Genomic DNA, 16,462 nt, shown 5'->3' on the forward strand with positions numbered 1-16,462 from the left:
GAGGGAACATTATTTTGGAGCCTGCAGCATTTGTCTGAACGACAATGCCTGTTTCAATGAACTGTTATCCACCCGGCTTTTATTCTTCATATCAGCAATGGTGCGCGCTACTTTCAGGAGGCGATGATAGGCGCGTGCCGAAAAATTAAGTCGTGATAATACTTCAGATAAAAATTGCTGTTCTTCCTGCTGCAGCTCGCAGAATACTTCGCATTCTTTGGCGCTCAAGTGCGCATTGAGACAACCCTGTCTTGCCAATTGCAGTTCTCGACAGCTTTGCACCTCATTTCTCAGATATTCACTTTGTTTTGATTCGTTATTGACAGGGCTAAGCAATTCCTCTTTGGACAGTGGCTGTACAGTAATTTGCATGTCAATGCGGTCCAGAAAGGGGGCCGATAATTTGCCAAGATAGCGATGAATTCGTTCCGGGCTGCACAGGCAATTGGCTGTGGGATTACCCCATTGCCCGCAGGGGCATGGGTTCATTGCTGCTATCAATTGAAATCTGGCAGGATATTCCGTTTGAACAGCGGCTCTGGAAATATGAATAACGCCTGATTCAAGAGGTTCACGCAGAGTTTCCAGCACGTGCCTGCTGAATTCAGGCAGCTCGTCTAAAAATAATATACCATTATGCGCCAGGGAAATTTCACCGGGCTTGGGAGGATTGCTGCCGCCGACCAGTGCCACCGTCGATGCGGTATGGTGAGGGGAGCGAAAAGGGGGAGAGCGCCAGCTCTGATAATCGATCGCTTTTTTGCTGATGGAATGTATAGCAATGCATTCAAATGCCTGTTCATCACCGAGTTCTGGAACCAGGGTATGGAATCGTTTTGCCAACATGGTTTTGCCGCTGCCTGGAGAGCCGCATAATAATACACTATGACCTCCTGCTGCAGCGATGAACATGGCTTGTTTGGCATGTTCCTGTCCCTTGATATCCGACCAGTCCATGGTAGGGCTGATAGCCGTAGGGCGGGGTGGCGGCAGATTTTGAAGCGGGGTATCCAGGCTTAAATAACTGCAGATTTCTCTCAGGCTGTTAGATGCCAATACGCCCTCATAACTAATTAGTGACGCCTCTTCTGCATTATCCGCCGGTATAATAATCAATCTATTATCACGACGGCTGGATAAAATAACGGGAATAATAGCATTAATACCACGTAAGCCTCCATCCAGTGCCAGTTCACCGATAAATTCATGACTGGACAGTTTGGCGGGTGGAATTTGCCCTGAAGCGGCCAGAATACCTATGGCAATGGGTAAGTCAAAACCACTGCCTGATTTTGGAAGTTCCGCAGGGGCCAGATTCACTGTGATTTTACGACATGGGAATTCAAATTGGCTATTTACGATGGCGCTTCTTACCCGATCTTTACTCTCCTTCACTGCAGTTTCTGGCAGGCCTACTATAGTAAAATTGGGCAGGCCATAGGCCAGATGGACTTCGACAGAAACAGGCTTGGCATAAATACCAATAGCACTGCGTGTTTTGCTAAGTGCGAGATTCATTTTTATTCCTTTAGGTAGACTTGTAGCAAATCAAAAAACAGTTTAGACGTTATCCTGGTCTTTTTTTTCTGTTGATTGAAGTTTAATCATTAAATTAACCTGAGCTTCCAGCGCTTCCAGTTTTTCCCTGGTGCGGCCTAAAACTTTGGCTTGTACATCGAATTCTTCACGGGTGATTAGATCCATACGATTGAATGCAATCTGCAAAATTTCCTTAAATTTGTCTTCAACATCTTTTTCAATGTTCTGGATGCTGGAGGGGAGGCTGGCAAATAATTTTTTGGCCAGGTCATCGAAATATTTGGGGTCAAACATTATGAAACTCCTTATCAGGTAGAGTATTAAATCTGAAACTATTTAACGGTCTCAGTATAACTCAATGCGGAAAGTCTGATAACTGATTTATATTATTAGCTATTAAAAACAGGTTTGCTGGAAAAAACTTTTTCCTGATTATAGAAATGATCAGCTAGAATATTATTTTTAATTGAAAGCTTCTCCAGGAATAAAAAATGAAAATGGTCACGGCAATTATTAAACCTTTTAAACTGGATGATGTGCATGAAGCATTAATGGAGATTAATGTTCCTGGCATAACTATCTCTGAAATGCGGGGTTTTGGCCGTCAGAAAGGGCATACCGAATTATATCGCGGTGCGGAATATGTAGTGGATTTCCTGCCGAAAATAAAAATTGAACTGCTGCTTCCTGATAATATGGTTGAACCTGCTATCGATGCAATCTGCAAATCAGCCTACACCGGTAAAATAGGTGACGGTAAAATTTTCGTCTATGATTTGCAGCAGGTAATTCGCATCCGCACCGGGGAAATGGGTGAGGACGCTATCTAGGCTCTGTGAACCAATTTTAATTGTGGCTGCAAATGCTGCTAACTGGTGCTGGTTCACAGAACCTAAGCCCGCTCACTTTAATTCCTGGATAAAATGCCATTCGCCGGCGCTTACAGGCATCACTGACAAGCGATTTCCTTTTCTTAACAAGGGCATACTGCCCAGCTCGGGATAATTTTTTAGTTCCTCAAGCGAAATCAAACGTTTGAATTTCTCTTTAAACCGCACATCGACCATAAACCAGCGTGGGTTTTCAGGTGTGCTTTTAGGATCAGGATGTTCGCTGTCTGGATCAAATGCGGTGAAATCGGGATAGGCTTTACTGGTTATTTCGGCAATGCCAATAATACCAGGCGGAGTGCAATTGGAATGGTAAAACAATATCTGATCACCCGTTGACATTTCTTTTATAAAATTCCTGGCCTGATAATTTCTGACACCGTCCCAATGGGTTGTCTGATTCGGTGCTTTTTGTAAATCATCAATACTGAAACAGGAAGGTTCTGACTTCATTAACCAATAGTTCATTTTTTTATTTAATCCAGTAAGTTTTCTCTTCGGTCACTACAATAGACATTTTCACATCCCAGTCATCGGGTTTGATAAAGCTGGTGTGTTGTAATTCATAGGCGACGCCAATTGTGAGGGGGCGATCAATTGTGTCCAGGCATTTGTCATAATAGCCTCCCCCCATGCCTAAACGAGTACCATAATCATCAAAGGCAACCAGAGGCAAAAGGATAAGATCCAATTGGTGGATACTAATCTCTTTGCCGGACTCAACTTGCGGCTCGTGAATGTTATGTCTATTTCTTTCAAATAAAGTGGCAGGCGTCGCCGGCATAAAATGCATGTTTCTATCGGGCCGAATAACAGGAAAATAACAATATTTTCCTTGTAAGGGAACAGAGCGCCATATATCGTGTAAATCCACTTCACCGTTTGCTGCATGATAAAGCGCAATATGTCTGGCGTTGCGAAACACGGCCAGCTGTTTAATCCGATTGCAGATTCGTCTGGAGTTTGTCCGGCGATATTCCAGGGGAAGCCGTTCTCTTATGCCCCTGTAAACTTCTCTCATGCTTCGTTTTAGACGATCGGCCATGATAATTCCACAAAAAAAGAAACATTTATCAGTTATTTTGGAACAAAAATCACTGAAAATCCATGCTAAATCGAATCCAGTGTTTAAAGACAGGAAATCCTTTCGAATATTAAAGTGATTCTGTCAGAAAATTTTGTCAAAAGATCCTAGGCATAATTTAAAAAATAAGGTATATAGCAATTTTTTTATTGTCGTATTCAATAAAATTTGCAAGAGGTGAGTATATGACTGATCTGTTTGATGAGGATGAAATACTGGACGAAGATGGATTTGTCAATCCTGAGGATGATGATGTGGATATGGATGCCGGCGAATCTGCCGTTTTAGATGCACGTCGTCGTTTGGAGAATATGCTGGAGGAAAAGCGCTTGCGTGAGGAGCTTGATGATTTTATGGATTATTAGCAGGTGATTCGCATTCACTTCCATCCGCCTGGCGCTAGCTTGTGCCTTTCATCGGCAGATAGGTTATTTCTTGGTGAAGCAGTATTTGAAACGCTCAAAGTTAGAAGGGGCAAAGCATTATATAGCAGCCTTCACTGGAAGCGTTTAAGTAATACCGCCGCATTATTGGGTATTCCTTTTACTTTGGCTTTAGAAGAATGGCAAAGAGTGATCGGACAATATCTGGCAGAGCAGAATTTCACTGAGGGTGGATTGAAAATCATATTAACACCTGGCACAGCCGCTCGTGGTTTGACGCAAGGCGGCAATAGCCCGCATCTTGTTCTGGAGTGCTTTGATTATCAGCCCCTTGAGTCTCCCCTTGGATTAATCAGCTGCCCCTGGCAAAGGGATCGTATGAATCCTGTTTACCAGTATAAATCTGTCAGCTATTTTGAAGAGATTCTGGCACGTCGTTGGGCCGCTAATCGGAATGCAGACGACGTTTTATTTTTTAATACAGAAAACAGGGCGACCGAAACCAGCATTGCCAACTTTTTTATCATCCATCAAAACAGGATAGAAACCCCTCCGCATGCTGAGGGCTTAATATCCGGCATATTGCGTGAGCGTATATTGTCTATTTGCCAGAATAACCAGATAGATTGCCGGGAAAGTCCTCTTACCAGAGCAATGATTCAGGATGCCGAGGCATTATTTACCAGCAATGTGCTGCAGGGAATAAAAGCGGTTTCCCGAATAGACCATCTTGACAAGAATAGCGCCCATCCCCTGTTTATCCGATTATCCGCATTGCTGGCAAAAGAAATGGATGAATTTGCTTTTTCATTATGAAGACACCAGCAACCTGAGTTTCAGGCAAACATTTTCTGTGCAGGGACAGGAAGCTGGTCCTCCTGTTTACACAGGGTTGCCTCTTTAAATACTGTCACTTCCTGAATGAGTGGTTTACTTAATTGTTTGCTCAATTTCATCATCCACAACTTATATTGCTCCTCACAAAGATAAGGTTTTAAGCCAGTCAATACTTCTTTGGCAGCCTCCCTGTCCTGGTATTCGGATTGCTTCATATAGATAGAAAAATGATAAACGGCCATTCGTGATTCAGTATATTGCCTGGCAAAATCTTTGCGAACTTCAGACTGGATACAGCTATTTGCATTATCCAAATGCTCAAGACTGCGATGCAATGGCATACTTACAGATGCTTCTTCAATTAGCTGAAAATCTTTAAGTGATTGTTCATCCCATCGAAGCAGCCTGGCTTGTCTCTCTTTTAATTCGTTTTTCAGAACCGTCGTTAATGTGTGAGTGATGTAAAAATGCAGTTTATCCAGTTGATAATTGTATATTTCCTCCAGTTGCTGTGAGGTGACAGAATCACTTCCCAGTAATTGTAAGAGCACACTCAGTGCTTTACTCACCGCATTATTCTCGTTTTCATAATGAATATTCTCTCTTGCGAGCCTGGAAAGCGCGAGTTGTTCTTTGAGCGATTCCATTAGTAATTCCGCGGGCTGCTGTGTTCCTTTCATTTGTTTTTTCATAGTCAGCCAATCATCGACATCATAAAATTGGGTATGAACCAGACGCTGTTCGACTGCTTGAGTAAGGGCAGGGGAAATCTGCTGAATACGTGAAATAATCCATTCGCATGAAATTTGCGAGACAGTCTTTCTGCGTTCGCTTCGAGTTTCATTAATGCTGTCCAGCAAGCGGGTTTCTGAATAGCCGCTATTTAAAACAAACCTTATAGCATCGGCCTCTGCCTCCCTGAAGGCATCAGGAATAATCGAGGGGTAATTATAAGGACTCAATATAGCCTCTTGCTCAGCAGGCTTATAAAATGCACTGACAGGCTGTACAGTATTGATAAATGCAATTTGCAGCAGTTTTATCATTTCAGCACCTATTTCATGTTCTTTCCATAGTCCGTCTGCGTTATTTTTGCGGTAATCAATAAAAAGCTGTTCGCATAAGGATTTAGCCACTAAATAGAGCAGAGGATTTTGAGGCGGTGTATGCGTTTTATGATGCAAAGTGAAAATATCCTGAAGCATTTGCAGATGATTACAATGATTGAGAGCCTGGCCTGACAACATTGCTCGAGCCTGTCGACTTGCCTTCCCCTGAGAGTCAAGTGCTTCATAAAGTTTGTCTGCCATTTCATCTCTTATTACTCGACGCAGACTGTTTTCAGGAAAAATCTGAGAGTCCATTTTGCCCATATCAGCAATTAACTCTGCCAGTGGATCAGACAATTTAGCTCTGTTGTGTTGTGTAATCCCCTCCAGAATTTTGCGCTGATATATGCCGAGATGAATCGGTGCTTCAGTTTCCAGCGATTCAAATAAAGTATTTATTGCTCGAGGGGAAAGTGTGGCAGCTAAAAACTCTCTGCTTAGAGTTCCTGTGAGAAGACCATCTCCAGAGCCATAATGAAGCTGGTCATTGCTGCGCAATTCAAGATAAATGGTGTGAGGATTTAGCTGCGGATTTTCGGTTTTTAAGGCAAGACCATAGCGAGAAATTCCAGTGATGTTAAGCTTTCGGCGATATTTGTCATCTGAAAGACAAAGCAAAATCAGCAGCTCAAATCCTAAATTGAGATGGCTGGCAGCTTGCCTGAATCCTGTTACAAAATGGGAAAGCAAGGTGTTTGCCAGCAAATTGATTTCAATATATTCATTGGTGCTGGGATATTCAAACGCTTCCTGGCTTAATTTATAAAGTCTGGAGCAGGTTATTCGGGGGGAGACCTTACAAATTTTTTGCAGCATCAGATGATAGAGATTGCTTTCCAGTTCGTTTTTTATAGCGTCCAGTCGATTTAATATGACTTCAATATCAGTTGGTAATGTATCTGCTGATAATTGTTCAATGCGATTTTTCAGATCATCCAGAGCTGACTTGGGGTCGATAAAAAGAGCTTGCTCAAATTCATTGTCTTTAAGATCAACTAGGCATGGGGATTGGTGATAATCTTTTAACACCAGCCTGGTTTCAGAAATTTCGATGTCTTCCAGAAGTGCCTTTCTCAGAGAAGAGCCTTGAGGATAGTTGATCGGATAGAAAAAAGAGAGGAATCTCCAAAACCAGGTAAAATGAGGAGCCCAGGTCCAGCCTTGTCCGTGATTGTCGCTTATAAGCTGTTTTCGATATTCTTCAAATCGATTTTTTCTAATCGATAATGCCTCGTCTGAATCGAGTATCTCTAATAATTTACGTTTTACTCCCTGATATTTTTGTGTTTTGTTCTGATGCAGTTTTTCTTTCCAAAGAAACAATTTTTTTTCATCGAGGCTGTACTGGCGCATGATAATCTTCTTAAGATTAAATATTATTCAATTATCATAACTTGATTTAAAAAATTGTACTGTTAAGTTATTGTAAGGCTTTGCATCATTGTGTTAACTTAAATTTAAGGCTATATAAATAATATGTACTTGATCTGGATACCGCGAACAAGCCGCGTTACAGAGCGAGTTAAAATGAAGATAAGGAGATTACAGAGCTGAAAAAAAATTAAAAAAATTGAATATTAATGTTTCTTAAGAAAACCTTAATCTTCAATTGATATTATTGGTATAGGTTTAGTGCGGGAGTTTTTTATGGCCATTGACGAAAAATCAAATAGTACAGCAGCAATATTGAAAAAGCTGGGAGTAGGCAATAACACTCTTTCAGCATCAATTCAGCCTGTTTCGACCAAGGCACAAGGTCTTGCACAATCTGAAGCTGATATACTAAAAGATATTCTGACAAGAAAAGAAGGACCTCAGAATACTCCGGGCTGGAGCTGATATTCGGTTTCTTTTTTAAACTCACTGTTAAAACCAGACTGTTTTTGCACATCTACAGTTTCATTCTCAAAATTCTCACTTCAATAGTTGACAATAAATCTCGCGCAATTAAATATGTTATATATAATTGATCATAATTAACGATTCCGGGGTTTGTGATGGCTGGTACATTTTCCGAGAGTACCCACTGGAGGGATTCGGCCAGGAGTGCTCGCTTTTTTATGGTGGATGCGCGAGCTGCGTTTCCCATATTTCTCTTTCTTATGCACATACGAATATGGACAGGCGTGCTGGTCCTCGTCTCTGCTTTCTTTTTCGGCATCATTGAACACTATGGGTTCACCGTGCCCGTTTTTTTACGCTGGCTCAGGAGTTTTCTGGCTGGGCGAGTCCGATCCTCTCAACCCTGGTGGCGCTAATGGAAGTAGATATAAAAAAAAGTATGGCCTTAATTGCGGCGAGCATGAATGCCAAGTTTTACTTGAATGATCGTTTTGTAAGTTTTGACGAAGTGTTTTCCGATACCGGTCTTCTTCCAGCTATTGCCAGAAGAGCAGATCAGCTATGTTCTCTCTGTCTGGGTTACGGCTTGGGTGCAACTTTTGATGAAGCAGAAGGGTCTTTGTTAGGAATTCGCGTGGTTTTTGATGAAGTGACTCCTAACGCTCTGCGTTTATTATGTATGACTGATGTCATTAACGAGCTCATTCAGGGAGGACCCAGTCGTGATTATACTCCTTTGGACGAACTGATGTATGATTAATCATTTTTATTTAATATAAACTCTTGATTAGTTGGGCACTTCAGGTTTAAATGAATAAGAAAGCATGTTGTTTGGCTAAATTTCAGGATGTGCTATTTGTTTACTTCCTGTTATAAAAAATAATAGTAAGCCTTAAGTTTAGCTTAAGGATAAACTGCTAAACTTATAGTTGTAATTGACCGAGTTGGGGTGTAAGGAATGGCAGAAGAATTAAAATCCGATAGTACTCAAATAATGCAAAGCTCATTAAGGCCTGGCTCGTCTCCAAGAAGTGAAAAGCCTGTCTCTGATGTAGCAAATTATTCGTCCCCATTGGCGCAAGCACAAGTTAGTCAGGCCAGTAAGGTATTAACAGCTGAGGAAGCGTACAAAGAGTTTCAGAAAAATTTTTCCACCCTGAAACGATTGAATAGCTTTAAGCCTGATTCAGCCAATGCAAGAGGTGTGGAAGTATTGGGCAAGTGTGACAATGATTTCAAGGCTGCACTTTCTACTCATAAACTAGTTAAGTCCATTGAAACAGAGGTTGTTAAGGAAGAAGTTGAAACCCGACGAGATTACGGATTGTTCTAGTTTAAGGGTAGTGCTTTAAAAGTTATTGTCCTTAAAAACTTTAAAAACAAGCCCTAATAATTTATCTTGATACTCTGCATAGATTACATAATACTGTTATACTCCACTTATCCCTGAATGATAGAGCTATCAAGCTCTTTCATTTTAATTTTCAAGAATTTTCTCACGCATGAAAGACAGTGTAGACGATCAACAATCTGCAGATATTTTAAAGGCTCTTGATGAGGCTATTGAAACAGGCCCTTGGGAAGAGTCTAATTTTTTGCGTGTTATCGGAAAAAATCTGCGTGAGATTAGAGACAGTTATAATCGCTCACTGGAGAATGGAAAACCTAAAAATAATTCCAATGCTACCTTACTTAATCGGGTGGCCTTGCGCAGTGGACAGCAGGAAGTTTTCATAGCGCTTTATTCTTCAGAGGGAAATAGCATGCAAAGCTGGGAGAGGATTCTCGCCAATTTGCCTCGTCAGGTTATTTCGCGTCCCATTTATGCCGATGAAGAGAATGTAAAATTTATAATTAAATCGAAAGAAAATAAAATGAATGAGTCTTACATCAGCATTTTCATCAATCAAAGTGATATTTTGCCGCTATCTTCCGACAAAATTCCGCAAGATAAATTTGGCAAGCCTTTATTAACCTTAAAGGATCGTTCAATTAACCTTGAAAATATTAATCGATTTGTTCATTATTCGGGCACTTATAAGTATGTAAAAGGCCGCTTGATAAAAAACCAACCCAATGATAGTCAATAATTTTACCGCCCTTTTTGTTTTTCCTGGCTTTATTTAAAAAATAAATGAACTAATCTCGCAAAATCATCAGGGGCAGGTATATACTTGCTGTTATGTAATTCTCTTTGATTTGATGGGATGGCTCAACAATCACAACAGCAGGGCGGTGGCGGCGATAATTCAATGGCCCCCGTATGGATTATGGTTCTGGTGTTCCTGATCGGCTGGGTTATCTGGTATGCCGGGCATCAGTATATAGTTGCCTTTGTTTTTAAAATCAATGTATTGCAGGCAAAGCTGGTAAGTCTTTTTATAAGCAGTTCCAAGTTAGAGAACGATGTTTATCTAATGCAGACCATTGATCCTGCTACGATCAGTTGGACCCAGTTTCTTGACCTGACTCGTACAGTAGGTGATTACGTTCGTTATCCTGTCATAGTGATCCTGGTCGGATTAGCCTTTTATCTTTATCAGTCTAATGTCGTCTTAAAATTTAAGCGTGCGCATGATATGAAAAGCTTAAGAGCACAGGAGCAATACAATTGGCCCGCTATCATGCCTGTCGTCAAGGAAGATCTGGTGAGTCAGGATATTAATAAGGGCCCCTGGGCAATGGCGATGACGCCGCTTGAATTTGCTCGCAAATATCATCTGTTACGAAAAGATGATGCCATTCTTGATAATCCGCTGCCGGGTATGGAAATGACTGCCGGTATTCGGCGGGGAGATGCCAAGCGTGTGTTTACTTTGCAACTGGGACCTTACTGGGATAGCTTCGAGCGATGTCCGCCTCATGCCAGGGCTTTGGCGGCAATATTTATGGCGCGGATGAACAGAGACAGAGGCTCTGCTAATCTGATCATGGAAACAATCGACAAAACGTTCAGTGAAGGCAAACCGGATTATTCGGTGGCCTTACCGATTATCAAGAAATACCAGAATGCAGAGAATGTTCAGGAAATTCTGGTACAGCATGCCTATTTGCTGACAGTAATGGCTTCCTTATTGCAGGCGTCGAGAGATGATGGTGTGGTGGCCAGCTCAGAATTTCTCTGGTTAAAACCCACAGACAGACGATTATGGTATATGCTTAATTGTGTAGGCAGGCAAACCCCCTTTGCGGAAGTTGCAGGGCCGTTTGCCCACTGGAAAGCAGAAAGAGCCATGAAAAGACGTTCGCTGGTGCCGATGATCGATGAAGCTATTAAAGCCCTGGAAGCGGCTATTAAAGAAGTGAAATTATCCCCACGCGAAGCTCAGGAGTTGCAGCCATGATGCGCGGTATTGATTCACGTCATGAAATAGATCCAAGCCAGTTACTTAGAGATACTCGAACGGTTGGTCAGCGTTTGGCGGATTTCTTTTCCGACCCCACCAATGTATCGATTATTCTGGTTTCACTGGCTGGTATCGCTTATTATGTTTCTGAAATAGCGACCTTGCTATTAATCCTGGGGTTTTTCTTTTTTATATATACTTATACCCGCAAACAGGTGTTACCCTTTCGCTTACCCAAAATAGCCCGTGTAAAAGATTATAATGATTTGAAGCCCGGTATCAAAACACCCTATACCGCACGCGGTATCGCGTTTTTTGGAAATGACCGCAAAAGCAATGAAGAGTTATGGTTTGCCAATGAGGATTTAAGAACTCATGCCTTAATTTTCGGCTCTACCGGTAGTGGTAAAACAGAAGCGCTGGTTTCGCTGGCATTTAATGCCCTGGTGCAGGGAAGCGGCTTCATTTATGTTGATGGGAAAGGGGATAACTCCCTCTATGCAAAAGTTTTCTCAATGGTCAGAAGCATGGGGCGAGAAGATGACTTACTGCTCATTAACTTCATGACTGGCGCCCGCGATATTGTGGGTCCCCAGGAAAAACGTCTCTCCAATACACTAAACCCTTTTTGCCAGGGTTCTTCCAGTATGCTGACCCAGTTGGTAGTTAGTCTGATGGGATCCTCAGGACAATCCTCGGACGGTGATATGTGGAAGGGAAGGGCTATCAGCTTCGTGGAAGCATTAATGAAGCTGCTTGTGTATATGCGCGATGATGGTGCTATTTTGCTGGATGCCAACTCCATTCGTAACTATTTCGACTTAACCCGTTTGGAAGCAATTGTTATTGATAAAGTATTTCCGCGGGATGAGCAGGAAAGTATAAATATAGAATCAGTTCCCAAGCTTGTGACTGACCCTTTAAGAAACTATGTGTTTAACCTTCCTGGATATAATAAAGAGAAGAAGGGCAAACAGGTTTCACAGGTCCTGGAACAGCACGGGTTTATTACTATGCAGTTGGTGCGGGTATTTTCATCCCTGGCTGATACCTATGGGCACATTATCAGAACCAACCTGGCCGAGGTGGATTTCAAAGACGTAGTGCTTAACCGCCGCATTCTGGTTGTCTTATTACCTGCCCTTGAGAAATCTCCGGATGAGTTATCCAATCTGGGAAAAGTTATTGTATCTTCACTAAAAGCAATGATGGCAGCGGGCTTGGGTGAAGAGGTTGAGGGTGATTATCGGGATGTGATCGAGCGAAAGCCTACAAATTCACCTACACCCTATATGTGTATTCTGGACGAGTATGGTTATTATGCCGTTCAAGGTTTTGCGGTAGTGCCTGCACAGGCCAGGTCTTTAGGATTCTCTGCTATTTTTGCTGGTCAGGATTTACCAGCGTTCCAAAAAGCATCCAAGGAGGAAGCTGCGTCAATCGGTGCGAATACCAACATAAAAATCTGTATGAAGCTGGAAGACCCCATCGAAACCTGGGATTTCTTTACCAAAACCGCAGGTGAGGCCTATGTAACCAAGGTTGATTCTTTCCAGACGAAAGACAGCAGTATGACGAACAGCTATCTTGATACTAAAAGTTCTTCTTTTGAAAAAAGAGCGCGGATTGACCTGCTGGATTTAAAGGAACAAACAGAAGGCGAGGCGCACATTTTCTTCAAGTCAAAAATTGTCCGTGCGCGTATGTTTTACGCCAATCCCAAACCGGTTAAACAATTAAAGCTCAATCAGTTCCTGAAGGTTGAAGCTCCACCGGATGAGTATCTGGCAAAACTGCAAAAACAACTGTCGGGTTTCCAGAAGGTTCTCGAAAGCGGTGATCTTAGTATCGATAAAGTTACTGAGAGCGAAGAGATAAGCCTCATTACCAAGGTGTTGCGTGAATCGACAGTGGTTGAACCCATCGAACGCGGCGTGGCTGCTTTGCTGGCTTACCACGGCCATAACGAGCCAGAACCGGTTGAAGAAATTATCGAAGAGGAAGAAGAGGGCGTTCTTACTATCTTCAGCAAACTGCGAACGTCTCATACTACCCTTCCCTTACTGGTTAAAGACACTGAGCAGTTTTCCATGCCTATTCTCGCAATTAACGAAACCAGAAATTATCTGGCCTCGATTGAAAGGAATAGTGGGGCCAAGGATAAATATTCAGGTTCTGTTGCCAATGAATTGATAAAAGACTTCCAGATGGCGACCACCTATCCGCCACAGGAGAGGGACGCTATTGAATCTTATGAGTTAACGGAAATTGTAAGAACCCTGACTGGAAGGATTGTCGAAGAGCGGCATAAGGCTAATGAGAAAGCTTCAGAAGAAACCTGATGGTTCTATCCTCTTACCTGCCTCGCCTTGTGTAAACCATGTCCCTCGGCTCGCCCGAGGAATCAGGAAGACTCATAGAGAAACACTGGACTCTGCTCACAAGCCATAGGGGTGATGTGTGTCGCAGTTTGTGGGCGAACGTCAGTTCAATATCTTCAAAAAGCAGCTATTTTATGGAAAACACAACGGTCTCGAAGGCTGCTCATTCTCCCATTGTAAAATTTTGGAAAATATTTTCTCAGCACAACTTGTTTCCAGTGGTGATGATTTAAAATCTATTTTGCTTAATACTTGGTCATTCACTGTCTTTTATGAATTGAATTTTCATGAACTGCTTGTAACGTAATGATTTGTATGTTTTTATTTGATAATGAAATTACCGAAGGTCACGCCAGCGTTTATCATCGCGATAAGCTGTGAATAATTTTGACAAGAGGGTATAAGTGAGACGAACGTTTTTTGACCTGCTTAAATCAATAGTTCTGCCTGTCAGCTTGCTGGCAACCTCTGTTTTGCCTGGATGTAGCAGTAAGGGCGGTTCCTATCCTATTGATGAGGGTGTTAAATTACCTGGAAAGGTCCAAAACAGCTCTGATTCAGCAGTGATGTCCATGCAGAGCAAATTCAAAAATATGGGTGTCAAAGTAATCACCATCGGGTCAGATTATCTGATAAGTATTCCATCTGCAGCACTATTTGCTGATCAGTCCCCTCGACTGACCTGGCAATCCTACGCGGTGTTAAATGATGTAGCGCAATTTATGAAGATGTTTAGAAAAGTGTCGGTAACTGTTACTGCTTATAGTAATAAATATTTGTCTTGCAAGCGCGAGCAGGCCCTTACATTAACTCGTGCGCGCTCCGTTGCAGATTATTTATGGTCCCAGTGTATAGATAGCCGTTTTATATTTGTAGAGGGCGCAGGAAGTGATAAGCCTATTGTAGGAATAATGCAGGGTGGTGATCAGTCACCTAATTCCAGAATTGAAATAACGTTTAGAGACGCTATTGTATAGCAGAGGTTAAAATGAGTCGGGTGGCTTGGAATTTAATTAAAGAATCCAAATCATTTTATGTTTCAACCTATCGCAGGATTGGGACTTGGATATTAATCATGCTTGGCATTAATGTATTGCTGTTTATTGCAATTGCATATAGCCGGTTTCATCAGCCACAGCCGGATTTTTATGCAACCAATGGAATTACGCCGCCAGTCGTATTAACTCCAATGGATACACCTAACTATTCAAACGAAGCTTTATTGCCACCGGATCCGGTAAATGATGACAATGAGAAACCCATTCCAGAATAAAAGAGGAAAAAATGGTTGATGATGCTTTAGCAGTGGTAACACTCCGTAATGAGTTTTACCGCGATGGACAAAGAAAATTAATGGTTGCATTGATCCTGTCATTCATTGTTAATTTTATGATGGCAGGTTTGCTCGTATATGTTCTAACCCATCCACCGGCACCTAAATATTTCGCAACCAGTATTAGCGGGCGAATAACGCCATTGTTTCCTTTAAACGAGCCTAACCAATCCGACTCATCAGTGTTGCAATGGGCGAATCAGGCTGCAATTGCTGCGTTTACCTATAACTTCGTAAACTATCGAGATGAGTTGCAGGCTTCATCCGGATTCTTCACTGCCGAAGGCTGGCAGCAGTTTCTCACGGCTTTACAACAATCCAATAACCTGGATGCTGTGAAGGCCAAGAAGTTAATTGTTTCCGCTGTGGCAACACGCGCTCCGATTATTTTGCAGAAAGGATTACTGAACGGTCGATATTCCTGGCGAATCCAAATGCCGATTCTGGTTACTTATCAGAGTGCCAGTGAGTTTTCACAGCAAAATAACATTGTTACAATGTTGATTACTCGGGTGTCTACTTTGAATTCGCCTCGAGGAATAGGAATTTCCCAATTTGTCGTGGGACCAGCTAGTGGTGGAGTAACCTGATGCAAAAAACCGGATCGCATAAATTATTAAAATATGGTTTGACTGCTGTCTTCGCATTTAACTCGGTCATTACTGCTTCCTATGCAGCCGAGCAATCCGACTCGGCGCAGCAGGCTTTACAGCAGTTACGTATGCTGCAGCAAAAATTGTCTGCTCAGCAGGGGGGGAATTCCAGCCCCAGCCCGCAGTTGAATCTTCCGCTGGGAAATACTGCAGGAACTACGGCTCAGAGCACTACACAAACACAGCAAACGACTACGGTAGTCAATGCAACAACCGGGCAGCAAATTTCAGGTCCGCCTAAAACTCCGGGCGCTCCTGATCAACAGGTCTTGACTGCAAATGATAATGATGTCATCGACAAACAGGCATTTGATGGCGTCTTAAAGCAGAAGTTTCCTTTAACTCCTGAACAAATCATACGCCTGAGGCATGCTTACCAGGCTAATGACTTTGCGGAAACCTCCACAGCGGGAACACCACCCAAACCGACAGCGACCTCTCAGTTTGTAAATTTGTCGCCTGGATCTACGCCGCCTGTTATCCGTTTATCACAAGGCTTTGTTTCTTCACTTGTATTTCTGGATTCAACCGGAGCCCCCTGGCCTATAAGCGCCTACGATCTGGGTGATCCTGCCTCGTTCAACATACAGTGGGATAAAACCAGTAATACACTAATGATCCAGGCCTTAAGACTTTATAATTACGGCAACCTCGCTGTGAGATTAAGAGGCTTGAATACGCCGGTGATGCTGACGTTGATCCCCGGACAAAAAGCAGTCGACTATCGAGTTGATTTAAGAATCCAGGGTTATGGTCCAAACGCTAAAAGTATGCCAATGGAAGAAGGTATTCCTCCGGCAGTCAGTGATATTTTATTGCATGTTCTGGATGGGGTTCCGCCGGATGGCAGCACGAGATTAGTAGTAAGTGGCGGCGATGCAAGAGCATGGTTACTGAACGATAAAATGTACGTTCGGACCAATCTGACCATTCTGTCGCCTGGATGGATTGGCAGTATGACCAGCGCGGATGGTATGCATGCATATGAAATGCAGAGATCGCCTGTTTTATTGGTTTCCTGGCATGGTAAAGTCATGCAGCTCAAGGTAGAAGGGTTATAAGCA

At 42.5% G+C, this 16,462-nt stretch carries 20 protein-coding genes; 15 read left to right on the forward strand and 5 right to left on the reverse strand.

The window, feature by feature from the left end; all coding sequences use genetic code 11:
• Positions 1 to 9: 9 nt before the first annotated feature.
• Positions 10 to 1,518, reverse strand: coding sequence for a YifB family Mg chelatase-like AAA ATPase (locus B1207_RS10100; protein WP_112219858.1), 1,509 nt, complete (start codon positions 1,516 to 1,518; stop codon positions 10 to 12).
• 42 nt (positions 1,519 to 1,560) lie between these two features.
• Positions 1,561 to 1,833, reverse strand: coding sequence for an accessory factor UbiK family protein (locus B1207_RS10105; protein ID WP_112219859.1), 273 nt, complete (start codon positions 1,831 to 1,833; stop codon positions 1,561 to 1,563).
• Between the two features lie 197 nt (positions 1,834 to 2,030).
• Here B1207_RS10105 and B1207_RS10110 point away from each other — a divergent pair, with 197 nt between their 5' ends.
• Entirely contained in the window at positions 2,031 to 2,369 is a 339-nt protein-coding gene (locus tag B1207_RS10110; RefSeq protein WP_058508948.1) for a P-II family nitrogen regulator, read from the forward strand.
• A 72-nt stretch (positions 2,370 to 2,441) separates the two neighbouring features.
• Here the strand turns inward: B1207_RS10110 and B1207_RS10115 are convergent, their stop codons facing one another.
• A complete protein-coding gene (locus B1207_RS10115; RefSeq protein WP_112219860.1) occupies positions 2,442 to 2,897 on the reverse strand; it encodes an EVE domain-containing protein in 456 nt (151 codons plus the stop codon).
• A 4-nt stretch (positions 2,898 to 2,901) separates the two neighbouring features.
• Positions 2,902 to 3,474, reverse strand: coding sequence for a 5-formyltetrahydrofolate cyclo-ligase (locus B1207_RS10120; RefSeq protein ID WP_112219861.1), 573 nt, complete (start codon positions 3,472 to 3,474; stop codon positions 2,902 to 2,904).
• A 224-nt stretch (positions 3,475 to 3,698) separates the two neighbouring features.
• Here B1207_RS10120 and B1207_RS10125 point away from each other — a divergent pair, with 224 nt between their 5' ends.
• A complete protein-coding gene (locus B1207_RS10125) occupies positions 3,699 to 3,878 on the forward strand; it encodes a PA3496 family putative envelope integrity protein (RefSeq protein WP_112219862.1) in 180 nt (59 codons plus the stop codon).
• A 39-nt stretch (positions 3,879 to 3,917) separates the two neighbouring features.
• Positions 3,918 to 4,712: an aminotransferase class IV gene (locus tag B1207_RS10130; RefSeq protein WP_172458275.1), complete on the forward strand. Its 795-nt coding sequence runs from the start codon at positions 3,918 to 3,920 to the stop codon at positions 4,710 to 4,712.
• A gap of 20 nt (positions 4,713 to 4,732) precedes the next feature.
• Here B1207_RS10130 and B1207_RS10135 read toward each other — a convergent pair whose 3' ends face one another.
• The gene (locus B1207_RS10135) at positions 4,733 to 7,195 is read right to left on the reverse strand and encodes a hypothetical protein (protein ID WP_112219864.1); all 2,463 of its coding nucleotides are present in this window, start codon (positions 7,193 to 7,195) and stop codon (positions 4,733 to 4,735) included.
• Positions 7,196 to 7,489: 294 nt separating this feature from the next.
• Between B1207_RS10135 and B1207_RS10140 the strand changes: the two genes are divergently transcribed.
• From B1207_RS10140 to B1207_RS10195, 12 genes are all read left to right on the forward strand, one after another.
• Positions 7,490 to 7,681, forward strand: coding sequence for a hypothetical protein (locus B1207_RS10140; protein ID WP_112219865.1), 192 nt, complete (start codon positions 7,490 to 7,492; stop codon positions 7,679 to 7,681).
• 158 nt (positions 7,682 to 7,839) lie between these two features.
• Entirely contained in the window at positions 7,840 to 8,100 is a 261-nt protein-coding gene (icmT, locus tag B1207_RS10145; RefSeq protein ID WP_112219866.1) for an IcmT/TraK family protein, read from the forward strand.
• Positions 8,100 to 8,444 carry a type IV secretion IcmS family protein gene (locus tag B1207_RS10150; protein ID WP_058508956.1) on the forward strand — a complete coding sequence of 115 codons (345 nt, stop codon included), beginning with the start codon at positions 8,100 to 8,102 and terminating at the stop codon, positions 8,442 to 8,444. The genes icmT and B1207_RS10150 overlap by 1 nt, the downstream gene beginning before the upstream one ends.
• A 198-nt stretch (positions 8,445 to 8,642) precedes the next feature.
• Positions 8,643 to 9,017, forward strand: a complete 375-nt coding sequence (locus B1207_RS10155; RefSeq protein ID WP_112219867.1) for a hypothetical protein — start codon at positions 8,643 to 8,645, stop codon at positions 9,015 to 9,017.
• 169 nt (positions 9,018 to 9,186) lie between these two features.
• Entirely contained in the window at positions 9,187 to 9,774 is a 588-nt protein-coding gene (icmQ, locus tag B1207_RS10160; RefSeq protein WP_112219868.1) for a Dot/Icm secretion system protein IcmQ, read from the forward strand.
• A gap of 117 nt (positions 9,775 to 9,891) precedes the next feature.
• Positions 9,892 to 11,028, forward strand: coding sequence for a type IVB secretion system coupling complex protein DotM/IcmP (icmP, locus tag B1207_RS10165; RefSeq protein WP_112219869.1), 1,137 nt, complete (start codon positions 9,892 to 9,894; stop codon positions 11,026 to 11,028).
• Positions 11,025 to 13,373, forward strand: a complete 2,349-nt coding sequence (locus tag B1207_RS10170; RefSeq protein WP_112219870.1) for a TraM recognition domain-containing protein — start codon at positions 11,025 to 11,027, stop codon at positions 13,371 to 13,373. The genes icmP and B1207_RS10170 overlap by 4 nt, the downstream gene beginning before the upstream one ends.
• Positions 13,374 to 13,491: 118 nt before the next feature.
• Positions 13,492 to 13,719: a hypothetical protein gene (locus B1207_RS10175; RefSeq protein WP_112219871.1), complete on the forward strand. Its 228-nt coding sequence runs from the start codon at positions 13,492 to 13,494 to the stop codon at positions 13,717 to 13,719.
• A gap of 97 nt (positions 13,720 to 13,816) precedes the next feature.
• Positions 13,817 to 14,389, forward strand: a complete 573-nt coding sequence (icmN, locus tag B1207_RS10180) for a type IVB secretion system protein IcmN/DotK (RefSeq protein ID WP_172458277.1) — start codon at positions 13,817 to 13,819, stop codon at positions 14,387 to 14,389.
• Between the two features lie 11 nt (positions 14,390 to 14,400).
• Positions 14,401 to 14,685 carry a type IVB secretion system protein IcmM/DotJ gene (gene icmM, locus B1207_RS10185; protein ID WP_112219872.1) on the forward strand — a complete coding sequence of 95 codons (285 nt, stop codon included), beginning with the start codon at positions 14,401 to 14,403 and terminating at the stop codon, positions 14,683 to 14,685.
• 11 nt (positions 14,686 to 14,696) lie between these two features.
• The gene (locus tag B1207_RS10190) at positions 14,697 to 15,335 is read left to right on the forward strand and encodes a type IVB secretion system apparatus protein IcmL/DotI (RefSeq protein ID WP_058508962.1); all 639 of its coding nucleotides are present in this window, start codon (positions 14,697 to 14,699) and stop codon (positions 15,333 to 15,335) included.
• Positions 15,336 to 15,373: 38 nt separating this feature from the next.
• Positions 15,374 to 16,459, forward strand: coding sequence for a DotH/IcmK family type IV secretion protein (locus tag B1207_RS10195; protein WP_410054749.1), 1,086 nt, complete (start codon positions 15,374 to 15,376; stop codon positions 16,457 to 16,459).
• The last annotated feature ends 3 nt before the right edge of the window (positions 16,460 to 16,462 follow it).

This window comes from Legionella quinlivanii, from assembly GCF_003265995.1.
Taxonomy (GTDB): Bacteria; Pseudomonadota; Gammaproteobacteria; order Legionellales; family Legionellaceae; genus Legionella_C; species Legionella_C quinlivanii_A.

Bases quoted from the DNA above. Each gene is read 5' to 3' on its own strand.
- B1207_RS10100 (WP_112219858.1), bottom strand. From the start codon at position 1,518: ATGAATCTCGCACTTAGCAAAACACGCAGTGCTATTGGTATTTATGCC.
- B1207_RS10105 (WP_112219859.1), bottom strand. From the start codon at position 1,833: ATGTTTGACCCCAAATATTTCGATGACCTGGCCAAAAAATTATTTGCC.
- B1207_RS10110 (WP_058508948.1), top strand. From the start codon at position 2,031: ATGAAAATGGTCACGGCAATTATTAAACCTTTTAAACTGGATGATGTG.
- B1207_RS10115 (WP_112219860.1), bottom strand. From the start codon at position 2,897: ATGAACTATTGGTTAATGAAGTCAGAACCTTCCTGTTTCAGTATTGAT.
- B1207_RS10120 (WP_112219861.1), bottom strand. From the start codon at position 3,474: ATGGCCGATCGTCTAAAACGAAGCATGAGAGAAGTTTACAGGGGCATA.
- B1207_RS10125 (WP_112219862.1), top strand. From the start codon at position 3,699: ATGACTGATCTGTTTGATGAGGATGAAATACTGGACGAAGATGGATTT.
- B1207_RS10135 (WP_112219864.1), bottom strand. From the start codon at position 7,195: ATGCGCCAGTACAGCCTCGATGAAAAAAAATTGTTTCTTTGGAAAGAA.
- B1207_RS10140 (WP_112219865.1), top strand. From the start codon at position 7,490: ATGGCCATTGACGAAAAATCAAATAGTACAGCAGCAATATTGAAAAAG.
- icmT (WP_112219866.1), top strand. From the start codon at position 7,840: ATGGCTGGTACATTTTCCGAGAGTACCCACTGGAGGGATTCGGCCAGG.
- B1207_RS10150 (WP_058508956.1), top strand. From the start codon at position 8,100: ATGGAAGTAGATATAAAAAAAAGTATGGCCTTAATTGCGGCGAGCATG.
- B1207_RS10155 (WP_112219867.1), top strand. From the start codon at position 8,643: ATGGCAGAAGAATTAAAATCCGATAGTACTCAAATAATGCAAAGCTCA.
- icmQ (WP_112219868.1), top strand. From the start codon at position 9,187: ATGAAAGACAGTGTAGACGATCAACAATCTGCAGATATTTTAAAGGCT.
- icmP (WP_112219869.1), top strand. From the start codon at position 9,892: ATGGCTCAACAATCACAACAGCAGGGCGGTGGCGGCGATAATTCAATG.
- B1207_RS10170 (WP_112219870.1), top strand. From the start codon at position 11,025: ATGATGCGCGGTATTGATTCACGTCATGAAATAGATCCAAGCCAGTTA.
- icmM (WP_112219872.1), top strand. From the start codon at position 14,401: ATGAGTCGGGTGGCTTGGAATTTAATTAAAGAATCCAAATCATTTTAT.
- B1207_RS10190 (WP_058508962.1), top strand. From the start codon at position 14,697: ATGGTTGATGATGCTTTAGCAGTGGTAACACTCCGTAATGAGTTTTAC.